The organism is Ferroplasma sp. Type II, assembly GCF_000496155.1.
This window is the reverse complement of sequence record NZ_KI542801.1, coordinates 1-12,476: the sequence shown is the minus strand read 5'-3', so window position 1 is coordinate 12,476 and position 12,476 is coordinate 1. Positions and strand designations below refer to the sequence as shown.

The 12,476-nt window shown below is 37.3% G+C and carries 10 protein-coding genes; 6 read left to right on the top strand and 4 right to left on the bottom strand.

The window, feature by feature from the left end:
• Positions 1-74 precede the first annotated feature (74 nt).
• Positions 75-683 (top strand): thymidine kinase, encoded by a 609-nt coding sequence (locus tag AMDU4_RS12135; RefSeq protein ID WP_290705303.1) that lies wholly within the window; start codon positions 75-77, stop codon positions 681-683.
• A gap of 112 nt (positions 684-795) precedes the next feature.
• Here the strand turns inward: AMDU4_RS12135 and AMDU4_RS12130 are convergent, their stop codons facing one another.
• Positions 796-1,572: a hypothetical protein gene (locus AMDU4_RS12130; RefSeq protein WP_021788244.1), complete on the bottom strand. Its 777-nt coding sequence runs from the start codon at positions 1,570-1,572 to the stop codon at positions 796-798.
• Positions 1,573-1,911: 339 nt separating this feature from the next.
• Between AMDU4_RS12130 and AMDU4_RS12125 the strand changes: the two genes are divergently transcribed.
• Together AMDU4_RS12125 and AMDU4_RS12120 are read left to right on the top strand one after the other, a co-directional pair.
• On the top strand, positions 1,912-2,394 hold the full coding sequence (locus AMDU4_RS12125; protein ID WP_021788243.1) for an acyl-CoA thioesterase: 483 nt from the start codon (positions 1,912-1,914) through the stop codon (positions 2,392-2,394).
• Between the two features lie 268 nt (positions 2,395-2,662).
• Entirely contained in the window at positions 2,663-3,178 is a 516-nt protein-coding gene (locus tag AMDU4_RS12120) for a hypothetical protein (protein WP_021788242.1), read from the top strand.
• Here the strand turns inward: AMDU4_RS12120 and AMDU4_RS12115 are convergent.
• Positions 3,173-4,525, bottom strand: coding sequence for an acetyl ornithine aminotransferase family protein (locus AMDU4_RS12115; RefSeq protein ID WP_021788241.1), 1,353 nt, complete (start codon positions 4,523-4,525; stop codon positions 3,173-3,175). The genes AMDU4_RS12120 and AMDU4_RS12115 overlap by 6 nt on opposite strands.
• 218 nt (positions 4,526-4,743) lie before the next feature.
• Positions 4,744-8,769, bottom strand: a complete 4,026-nt coding sequence (locus AMDU4_RS12110; RefSeq protein ID WP_021788240.1) for a protease pro-enzyme activation domain-containing protein — start codon at positions 8,767-8,769, stop codon at positions 4,744-4,746.
• A gap of 546 nt (positions 8,770-9,315) precedes the next feature.
• On the opposite strand from AMDU4_RS12110, the gene AMDU4_RS12105 reads away from it, so the two are divergent.
• Positions 9,316-10,305, top strand: coding sequence for a VIT1/CCC1 family protein (locus tag AMDU4_RS12105; protein ID WP_021788239.1), 990 nt, complete (start codon positions 9,316-9,318; stop codon positions 10,303-10,305).
• Between the two features lie 63 nt (positions 10,306-10,368).
• On the opposite strand, the gene AMDU4_RS12100 is transcribed toward AMDU4_RS12105, so the two are convergent.
• Positions 10,369-11,475, bottom strand: a complete 1,107-nt coding sequence (locus AMDU4_RS12100; protein ID WP_021786533.1) for a transposase — start codon at positions 11,473-11,475, stop codon at positions 10,369-10,371.
• A gap of 50 nt (positions 11,476-11,525) precedes the next feature.
• Here AMDU4_RS12100 and AMDU4_RS12095 point away from each other — a divergent pair, with 50 nt between their 5' ends.
• Together AMDU4_RS12095 and AMDU4_RS12090 are read left to right on the top strand one after the other, a co-directional pair.
• Positions 11,526-11,828, top strand: a complete 303-nt coding sequence (locus tag AMDU4_RS12095) for a hypothetical protein (protein ID WP_021786172.1) — start codon at positions 11,526-11,528, stop codon at positions 11,826-11,828.
• 65 nt (positions 11,829-11,893) lie between these two features.
• The coding region (locus AMDU4_RS12090; protein WP_021788238.1) for an ABC transporter ATP-binding protein at positions 11,894-12,476 on the top strand (583 nt) is incomplete at its 3' end.

Below are 12,476 nucleotides of genomic sequence, written 5' to 3'. Positions count from 1 at the left end.
CACATCACTGTGACCTATTATGGAGATTCCTGATCACCAGTCAAAAACTTATACAAGTTAACTATACGATTACTATGAAAAATATCAATATGGGCAAACTTATAGTTATCACCGGACCAATGTTTTCGGGTAAAACCTCACGATTAATAGAATTACTCGAACGCGAGATCCTTGCAGGAAGAAACACACTGTTATTTAAGCCGGAGATAGACAAAAGATACGATACTACATTCGTAACTACTCATAAGGGCATGAGGCTCCCTGCAATAGTCCTGAATACAGATAATGCTGGTGTCAAGAAAATGTACAGTCTGTCAGAAAATGTTGATGTAATAGGAATAGACGAAGCCCAGTTCTGGAATCATGATTCCATATTGCCTGAGATAGCAAATAAAATAGCCAGCGAAGATAAAATTGTTTATGTTGCAGCACTCAATAAAAACCATCTGGGAACTCCTTTTAAAACCTCAATGGAAATAATATCACGGGCAGATCAGGTATATTCCCTGACCGCAGTATGTGCTAAATGCGGAGAAGATGCAACATTCACACAGAGAATTATGAATGGCAGGGAGGTATTTGGTGAGCAGATAAAAATAGGAGGCATGGAAAGCTATGAACCTCGCTGCAGAAAATGTTTTGTTTATCCTGATGAATCGGAAATCCAAAGGCTAAAGGAATAAAATTGGCATGTGGCATAAATGTTTATAATCCAATCAACAGTCAGTAAATCCTTCTATCCAGAAATTAGTTGTATTTAGGCATTATTATAATGGAGTCAACAGATAAATGAATTTACAGCGTGACTACAATTTCAGTGTTCATATTTAATGTCATAAGGATTGCCTTTTTCCCTCCCTTTGAAATAAAATCTAGCATTGGTTTTATCTTACTGTCCATTTCAGACCCGGCAAAGTGGCCATTTTTATACATTGCCATAAGGTTATGGAACCGTATACTTTTCAGGCAATCGGAATCAGTTACTGAAATACTACCAGAATAACTGCTGCACTCTGATATTATTATAAACTCATCCGCTTCAATAAGTGTCCCAAGGAGAGACGATGAAGAATAATTATTAACAATTCCACGGCATTCCTTATAATACTGTAGTTCTTTTATTACAGGGAAACCTGCACCTATAACGAGGGGCAAATACCCATCGGATAGCAGCGTCATTATAGCAGATTTTTCAGGTATATCCAGTGGTTCTAAGCACTTCTCTATTTTAAGATTTCCAAGTTCCTCTTCCTGGATATTTCCATTTATGAGCTTATCCTTAGTAGCACTGTCATTCCACGAATCGTGGTAGCTCTTAACTTCAATTCGGGTCAAAAGGGAAATAATATCCTTTGAATATCCATATGTATATTTTACATGGTCATATGAATTCATGATCGCAGTCGGAGAGGGTTTATTTTCATTACAACTACCTGAATATGTTATTACAACATCATTTTCAGCTATCATTTTACCCATTTCTGTAAATATTTTCTCAATTGAATTCAAATACACGGATTTCTTATGCTGATCAGGATAATTTCCCCCAATGGCTATTACAATTCTTTTCATAAAACATCCTCAATAGATATGGATATTTGATAAGATTAGTGACCTCTTCCCCCAGTTTTCACAAGGAGCTTCCCACTTCAACGGTCGGTGGTGGAATCTCCATGGGCTTGAATTCCCCTCGGTGAGTAGATACTTTGTTATTCATGCCAAGCAATCTGACTTTACGGATTCAGGCACTAATGAAGCAATATGCTATCTTATCTCTTTCACTTCTGTCTGCCAGCGGACAGAAGAATATTTTGAGAGTGATAATATACTTTTCGCTCGCTTTCATCTATTATCCGGCAAAATGAGAATTCTCGCTCGCAAATGTTAAATTATCTGCAAGAATAAACCTGTATGGGAAAAAAAGTTAGTGAATCTGAGGTTCGTTCGGAAATTATTGTACTCCCTGAAGATACAAATATGTTCGGAGACCTGTACGGTGGGAGGCTTGTCGAATGGATGGATAACATAGGAAGCATTACAGCGTTTAAGCACAGCAGGAAGAAGGTAGTGACAGGAAGCATAGACAGCCTTTTCTTCCTTTCTCCTATAAAACTCGGTTATATTGTACACCTGCACTCCATGGTTACATATACCACAAAATCAACAATGGAGATTGAGATAGACGTATCATCGGAAAATGTGATCACAGGTAATAAAAATGTCACAACCCGGGCATTTTTTACATACGTTGCGCTTGATGAGAGCGGTCATGCATCAGAAATACCAGAAATAATACCGGAGAGCGACGAGGAAAAGAAAAGATTAGAAGATGCAAAAAACAGATCAGAATACCGGCTTCAGGCCTTAAGCAATTTACGGAAAAATTTGAATTGAAGGTTTAAGTCAACTACCCCTAACTGAGGGACAGCGCAAGAGTTGATTATGTGTCTTTGAAAACATGAAAGAAAGGCAGAGGTTAAACCGGAGAGATACATACACACCCGGGATGCCCCATTTGGAAAATCAATCATTACAAAAGGAGGAGAATAGAAGATGAATATACGCACGAAGAAGGTCAAAACAGTAAGATACGGCAAGGGATTGAGGTTTACTATACAATTTTTTCCACGCTTCCGCATGGGGTCTCATTGGAGGGTGTAAGATGAATGGTAGCATCTATGAAAGGGAATTAATGAACATATTATCAGGAACAAAAAACACAATAGAGAGGATTTCGAAAAATTTAGACCCTGTATCCAGGGATACAATATATACAATGATGGACAAACCTTTCTATGTTGCAAGGGCAGCTGGTTCATTCGGTGCAGACCTAGTGGCCCTCCGTGATGATTACTCTCTTGTTATAGAGGTAAAATCCTCATCCAGAAATCATCTCGCGTTCAGCGAAGCCTCAGGGACAAAACAGGATCAGGCATTGAAACTGCATAATAGATGCATTTTATCTGGACTTTTCATAACATATGCATACAGATTGAAGAATTACAGGGGGGATTTCTGGAGATTTTTTTCAATAGAAAGCGATTTCAGCTACAAAGGGAAAATGCGTGGGCTCTATGAACTTCTGCCTAAACAGGAAATCACAAAAACAGGGAATTATATATTAAGATGGGAAGAAGGGCTACCCCTTACTACCCTTATAAACTATTTAAATTCATAAACTCTTTTTTATGGACTCATCCAGTATATCCATGGCTTCATCTATTTGTTTTTCATTAATTATCAGAGGAGGTATGAATCGTATTGCGCTTTCTCCGGCACCGAGTAGTATGAGTCCTTTCTTATATGCATTTTCTACGGTTTTATCTCTTAGCCCACGGAAGTGTGCCTTTGTCTTCCTGTTTTTGACAAAATCTATTGCCTGCATTAATCCGAGTCCCCTCACGTCGCCTATATTATCATATTTATCTTGCAATTCGTGCAACCTCTTATTCAGGTAACCTCCAGCACTTCTGGCATTGCCAATCATATCTTTCTTTTTGATTTCCTCTATTGTTGCACGGCTTGAAACAGCAGCGAGAAGATTCCCACCAAATGTGTTTGAGTGCAAACCTGATTTCTCAAAATTATACCGGCTTTTGACAACTGATGCACCCATGGGTATCCCAGAGGCTATTGATTTCGCCACAGACATAATATCTGGATCGACATCAAAATATTCAGATGCAAAGAAATAACCGGTTCTGCCAAAGCCAGTTTGCACCTCATCCATGATATACAGTATTTCATTGTCATGGGCAACTTCCATGAGTTTTTTATGGAAATCCCTTGGTGGTACTACGTATCCACCTTCGCCCTGTATTGGTTCAACAAGTATGGCTGCAACATTATTTGACGGCAGAAACTTTCCAAACACATAATCTTCAAGATAATCTATAGTTGCATTTGTCAGATCCTCAGGATTCTCATAACCATCTATATTGAATGGATTTCTGTATGGGTCTGGAAATGGAATATGTGTTACACCACCCATCTCAGGGAAAAATCCCTCATGATGCACAGGTTGGGATGCTGTAAATGCAAGGGCTCCCATGGTTCTTCCATGGAATCCGCCTATAAACCCTACGAACTGTGGCCTCTTTGTATAACTTCTGGCCAGTTTCAACGAGGCCTCATTGCTCTCTGCACCACTGTTGGTATAAAAGACCTTTTTATCATGGCTTCCTGGAGAAACCCCAATTAATGCCTTTGCTGATTCAACCTGTTCACCATAGTAAAAATCCGTGCCTGCGAAATGCCATAGTTTATGCAACTGGTCCTGAACCTTCGAAATAACGTATTCATTGCCATAGCCTATGTTTGTCGTGCTTATACCGCTTGAGAAATCAAGAAAAACATTGTTATCAACATCCTCAATATAGCACCCCTGACCTCTATAGGCAACTACCTGCAAAGCTTTTGTGGACGTGGCCAGATATTTTTCATCCTCTTCCATAATTTTTTTTGCATTCGGTCCTGGCAGGTCTGTTGATATCTTAACACCGTTTAGCAACGCATTATTTTCCATAAAATTATAATGCTAAAACAGTTATATAGTTTGTTATGTGTACATTTTTATTTAAAATTTAGTTATCAATCACTATTTAACCAATACAAATTATCATAATATTAGAGTCATTGTAAATAACCATCCAACATAATTCCGGCAATATTAAAATTGCACTAAATAGATGTAAAACACGACATTATTATAAAATATTATAATTAAAAAAATAGAAATAATGTTTATTTTTTAAGCCTTCTGATTGCAAGCAGATATCCTGCAAGTCCGATTCCAATTGAACCTGCTGCCACGCCTCCATATGCTATATCATAGACAATGCCATTGCTTTTAGATAACTTCGATACTGTATGGCCCAGGGTAGAAATCTGATTATCTGTAGTTAATGTTGTACTGTTTTGGGATATTATTCCATCCTTTTGCATTACCTGAACTGTTACAGGATATGATCCATCTTTAAGCCCCGTTGTATTAAATGAGTAATGTATCAAACCTGTATTTGTCGTATTATACACGTCCTTACCTGCTATGAACAATTCTACATTTGATATATCATTTCCGACCACATTTAGCTTGATATTCACTGTTCCGTTGTACGAATCGTTCTGCACTGGGGATATTATATTTATGTGTGCCTGTCCAGGAGTAATTTTATTTACGGTGGAGTTTTCGTTTATGATTCTAGACATATTCAGATTTAATGTATTTAGGCTACTGGAAACCATTGTTATAGTGCTATTTGTAGCTACTATATTCAAACCGTATACATCGAATAAATGTATATTGCTGTTATTTACATATAAAGTACCGTTTATGCTAGAATAGTATATATTTAGATTAGAATTATTAACTGTATTCATTGCTAATAAAACACTACCTGTAAGATTGCCAGTAAAATGGTCCATAGTAACATTATTTAAGGCTAGTCCATAATTCTGCACCAAAGAATTTTCAATGGTATTGGTGATGTAGTCATATGGCTCTATTGTTATCTCTTTTTGTGCATTTGAATTTGTGGTTGTCGGCACACCGTTGGAAGAGATACCTGATACATAGATATAATATTGCCCAACAGGCAACTCAGCTGCGGTTAAGGATAAACCGTAATAATCTTTTCCATAACTGCCTGAGTTATATGGAGATGGTAGAACCATAGTACCCTCCCATCTGTTTATAGTGGAATTATAATATAGTGGTATTTGCGTAAGTTCTGTTTCAATAGAATACTCCGAGCTCAATATTTTTGGGTATAGTGTTGCTGAGTACATTCCATATTTGACCTCAGTTCCATTTTTAAATTGTATATTTGCCATTATATGTGTTGTTTCTCCCTCGTAAAGTGATGAATTTACACTAATTTTTGGGATATTATACTGGGATGAAACATATATCTGCCCATAGAACGACCCGTTAATGTAATCATTGTAGTTTACGGATTTGTATGTTGTATTGATTAATATTGTGTATAATCCGGTGGTAGCATTTGATGGTACAGGTAGTTGGTCGGCCACAGCCACACCAGTAATAAGTTCTAAATCTACAGGTTTTGTGGTAATTTTGCTCACAACCTGATTGTTTGGATTAATCAATGAAAATGTTATATTTGAGCAATAGGAACCCAGACCTGTTAATTCGTTAGTAGGTGGCATTACAGTGCCATGAATTAATATATTCTGGCCGGCGCCAACAGTTCCCGGCTCACCAATAACAGGCCCAAAGATCTCAGTACCCTGAAGATACGCTCCATTCATGAATGGAATATATGCATATGCATTTATGCCTTTCAATAGTGCAACCGTATCAGGATAGTTTCCAAGTATAAGCCCACTCAATGTTCCATTGGTATCAACCAGGGTCAAATTGAGATCATTTGTATATTCATTTGACATTATGGAATAAGTATACAGTGACATTGTAACATTATATGGTTTTAAATGAAATTGTGTATTATTTACCACTGTCCCATTTAACCATTCTAATTCTCCACTAACTGGTATGCCACATTCTGTTGATATTGGTTCTGTTGCTGATGGGTTAAATATATGAACATAATATCCGCTGAATATGTTGTCAACATTATTTCCGTAGGTTGTTCCATTGTACCCAGAGACATCTATATAAGAAGGACCTGTGGCATTTGATGGCATGACAAATGAGGATTCCCATACACTTTTTGATGCGAGTTTAGACAATGAACTATTATAAGATAATTTGGTAGACAATACCGTTCCATTCAATGTTATTAATGATGCATTATAATGGCCTGTGGTTACATTGGATAATTTCCCTGTAACATTTTCTTGGATTTCTGCCCACACATATACAGTCATACCCGGGGTATATTCCTGCAAGGCAGTAGCATTATTCATGCCCAGGGCAATATCTGTTAAATTTTCATTTGTAGTCTTTATTATAATATTAAGTTTAGGTTTAACATTGTAATTAAGCATTTTATATTCGTTTGCAAACGCTCCTATATTTAATGAACCCCATCCATTGACCAGGTTATATCCATAATGGTCGGTGAAGGGTATATTATATCCAAAAGTCACAGGATTAAAGACCTTGCTATAATTATGTTCACCCATATAATATATGTCTGGATTTATCATTCCTGCCTTTGTATGGTCAGCATCATCCATTAATGCCATTAATCCAGAAAATAGGGGGCTCGCCTCACTGGTTCCACCTGATAATCCCGTAACATTTCCTGGCATAACATAGAAGAATCCCGGATATAAAGTAGCTTCAAATGACAAATCAGGGACCATCCTACCATTCGGGTAACTTTTAGGTGTCTTCAACGAGTCCTGATAAAATGGTTTAGGTTGTATATAACTTATTCCACCAGTTGATCCACCATAATTCACTTCTTGAGGAACAAAACCGTAATTGGACCATGCGGTTTGGTTAAATGATACTACCTGCGTTCCGTTTATATCAAGGTATGTGCTTGTTCCACCCACAGCTGTTACATATGGTGATGTTGCAGGATATCCCACCGTTCCTAGTGGACCAGTGCTGAAACCGCTTGCTCCAACATCTCCAGAAGATGCACTGAATGTTATGCCCTCCAATGACCCCATAGCATATAATTCATTCGTGGTCTGTATACATGCCTCATATCCGCTCGCAGTACTGGAAAGATCCGATTCAGGTATGGAGAAGCTCTGCGATAGTGTATTGACCTTATCCTGCGAATCTATAGTGGCTATTAAGGGTGCAAGGGCACAATTAAGATTCCCTATATACAGTGTTATATTCGCTCCTGGGGCCATGGTATGTGAGGATTCAACATCAAGGCTTATTTCTCCTGCCCACCCAGATGTAACACCAAATAGAGGTTGATAAGGGCCTACTGGCACTATTGTAAAATTGGGGGAATTAGATATATTGAATTCATGGTCAAAATAACTTAATTGCTCTTTTATATACGGATCACCACCAAAATCAAGTATTCCAATAGTTTTACCAGAACCATTGTATCCTTCTTTATACAATGATGTAGCGTTATAAACCTGCTCAAGATATTTAGGTGAATATCCTTCTAAGGGTGCGGTTTGATTTTCACTTTTATATGTATGCTGAAATTCCTTTTGTGTTACCAAAGTGGAAGGATGCGATAAATATAAACCTGTAATATTTGTGACTAGGACATTAACATTATTCAATGAAGGGGTGCCGTATCCATAATAATAACTCGAAATTCCATTTGAATAACAACTTATATTTAATCCCAACTCATTTGATATATACCCTGCAGATTGTGATGCGACTATTATAGGGTCTGAAGATGAAGAATCTACATGAAAGCCTTTACTTTTTAAGATCGTAATTTCATGATTATATCGATTAACGGGCAAAAACATGTTTTTTATTTCCTTATTAGTCATAAATTTATGATATAACGGAGATCCCGGAGTATTAACTTCATTGGCATATGAATTTAAAAGTGATACATTATTTAAAGGAACATCTACTGTAAATAGTATATTTTTGTTTGTAGGAGTTTGGTGTATATATTTATATCCTTTCAATATGGTGTTATTTACAGGAATCGGATGATTGTTAACATCCATACTATTTAGACCGGGATGCAATGTATTAACGTTTGCGTTAATATCGCCAACATAATTTCCATTTCCTGTTTGGGAAATCGCCGCAAAGGCAGAACCAACCATGATTATAGCTGTAAAAACTATTAAAAACATTTTAGTATTATTAATATGAGATTTTCTAATAACACTCATATTTGTGGTATAATATTCATATATATAAATTTATTTGTTATTCAAACGTCATCTTTACATTGTATTATATAAACTTATTCAAACCAGTTATTCTGTTTAATTCCCTTTATATTATAATTTCCGTCAGTTATTATTTTTATAATTACCTATAATGTTTTATTACGTTCTCGATCCTCCATATGCATGCATTTTGCCATAATTGCTTATTGTATCATATAGCCAGAATCAGCCATAGAATCTTTGATATTACTGAAAGTGCTAAAGGGCTGCAGTCTACTTGGAAAAATGTCCATCAACGAGATTATCTTTGAACTGTCAAAGATGGAGAGGATAGTAGAAAAGATTATTGGTATGTTCAAGGACATGATACCTATGGGTTAAAATAGGGGAGTTCAGGTTCTTATAATTATCTTGGTTCTTTTTTTGTTCATGCTATCTACTTCGTCAGTCATAAACTTCCTTTCTGACATAATCATCTGTAGAAAATTTCATAGGTTTACCGAAAATCTCAAAAGGACTTTTATATGATTTAATTATAAAGTTTACATGGTTGCCGATTCCAACTCAAAGTATCAGGTAAAATTTCTCCGTGATGAATTGACTGATATGATATTCTACACTTATCTCTTTAGGAAAACCGAAGACCCCGAGTTAAAGGAAAATTTCAGGAAACTGGCTACTACAGAAAGCGAACATGCGAATTTCTGGGGTCAGGCATTGAAATCCTCAAATGTGAACGTTAATAAAATAACATACAGGAAATTCAAATATTTTTTCATGAAAATGTTCAGGAACATACTTGGAAAAAGCCTTATTATTAATCTTCTTGAACATGGTGAATACCAGTCAATTAAAAAATATAAAGCATACCTTGACAGTTATAAATTGGACGATGACTATAAGAAAAAGGTAAACGACCTGATAATCGCTGAAATGGAGCATGAAGAAATATTTGCAAACAAAATCTCCATGAGTGCAAAGAATATACAAAAAAGCCGGGATTTTTTATACGGAATGAGTGATGGACTTGTGGAAGTCTTAGCTACCCTGGTAGGTCTTTCCGCAATAATAACAAGCCATATAGACATAGCATTAAGTGGTGTGGTTGTGGGTATAAGTGGAACATTCAGCATGACCCTGGGGGCATATCTTGCACAAAAATCAGAATCTGAATATAAAATTGCCATGCTCAACCGAAAGAATATATTCTCTAAAAGCAAGGGAGTGGAAAATATGATTCAGCAATATTCTTCGGAGGCTACAAATTCCGCATTAAACACTGCAATTTCCTATGTACTTGGCGCTGTAATTCCCATACTGCCCTTTATTTTCTTTTATAAATATACTGCAGTAATACTTTCAGTGACACTTGTGTTCATAGCACAGGGAATCTCAAACTCAATTGTGGCATTATCTCTTAATACACCTATACTTAAATCGGGACTCAGATCAGCATTACTGGCACTGGGAGCTGCTGCAGTAACTTTTACAGTAGGAGAAATATTCCACCTGATATTCCACATTTCATTGTTTTGAATGTAACAATATATAAAATCTTCCAGTATTAAGCTTGACTGCCATCAAGGCTTTGGGACAATATTATTTTGAGGGGAATCCCCGGTAATCTTTTATCATCTCCGGATTTGTACGCCTCAGGTAGCTGTACTGCCTCAGGTTGTGCATGTTGATCTTCAGGGTCTCCTCCGTCTTCTTTCTCTGAGACAGTTTCTTCCTTATCTTTACAGGCATCTTCCTCTTCATCATTGAATTCACAGATTCTGATATTGATCTCATATGGTACTGCTCCATCCAGTATTGAGTATTATCAATGAATCCATATAGCATTGTTTTCCATGATGGCACTCCTTTGGAACGGAATGTTGCATTAGTTTTTGGAAGGAAATAGGGAGTTATACCGTATCCATCAACAGTAGAGCAGATCTTCCTGCTTGAATACAGTGCATCCCCCAACATTGTCTCTATCTGAGGGCACAGGTCTATGGTCTGTGCCATTATACCTGGAAACATGGACAGCTCTCCTATTGAGTGGTCATCTGTGGTGTATAGGCCCGCTATCATCTTTGTATGGACTCCCACTGAAAATGATGAATACTGGAAGTCGTGTTTTCCCTTCGTGTGGGGAAAAGAATCCGATTGCTCCTTCTCGCCCTTTTTCTTCTCTTTCTCGATCCTCTGCTGGCTTCTCTTCGATTCATAGTTGGCCTTCATCGTTGCCGGATCACCTGTTCCATCTGTGGAGAATATCTTCTCCGTGGAATTGCCTGATTCGTTCATGATCCTGAGAACCTCATCCAGGAGCTTCTTTGATCGTTCGGGTTCATAGCCTCTCTCTATGGTCTTATAGGAAAATTCTGAGGATATCCCAAGCTTTTCACTGAACAGCCTAAGAAATCCCTCAGCTATGCGGTTGGGCATGCCGAAGTATGCCTGCATCAGCATAACCTTGACTATGTCTGAGGCTGGAACTGGAGGCCTTCCAGCTCCCCTCTTCTCCTCCTGAATACGGGAAGAGGCTATGTTAACCACATCCCTGATTGTTTCCAGCACATCGGCTATTTCATTCACCTGTGCCTGGTCATAGAGATGCCAGTTCCTTTCGGCCTGATCCCTTTTCTCGTAGGGGAAGGATTTATCCCTTACCGATTTGACAAGATTCCTCAGATCCTCTATATTCTTCTTTGCCACATATATGTATAACGAACAGGTTTAAATAGTTATGTGTACTATTCCACATAATGAATGGAACAATGATACTCTTTCATTTTCCAGAGAAGACAGCTCATGGAACAATAAACAAGTTCATGCAGAAGTTCTATGGACAGGATTCAACCTCAGGGAATGGCAAGTATAAGTACCATAGGCATGGTTTGCTGGAAAGCATACCTCATAGAAAGCTCCTAAGAGGAGTTCTGATACTCAGGAATGAGGATGCTGCAAAGGTATTAAATTTCCTGGAACAGTATTCCCTTACACTGCATGTCAGAGAGGTGAAACTAACCTCAGATGATGAAAAAATACTGAGGGGAACCCATGAATAAATTTGTCCCAAAGCCTGCCATCAACAAAAATATTTATAATAGGTATAACTCTTTATATTGTTGATATGGTGTTGAATATTATTGAAATAAACAATCTGTACAAGCGTTATGGTAATACTATAGCCCTTAATGGCATAAATTTATCCATAGCAGGTGGACAGATATACGGCATTCTTGGTCCTAATGGTTCCGGCAAAACAACTTTACTAAAAATAATTGCTGGCATATTGCCTGCCTCTTCAGGTGACATAATGGTTGATGAAATATCAGTTTCAAGAAATTCAGACAATATAAAATCCATGATCGGATATATACCTGAAACACCTGCATTATACGAATCACTTACACCCATAGAATATTTCAATTTCCTCGCATCGGTATTCAAAATAGATGACAATATATTGAGAGACAGGGTAAACGCATTTTCCAATGCACTTGAAATAGGGAAATATCTTGATGAATTTATAGGGTCCTTATCATTCGGGACAAAGCAGAAGGTTGCAATAATAGGATCATTAATACATGATCCCAAAATAATTGTTATGGATGAGGGAATGAATGGACTCGATCCAAAATCATCTAAGATAATCAAGGAACTATTGAAAGACATGACAAAAAAGGGAAAAACGGTAATATTTCCACGCATAT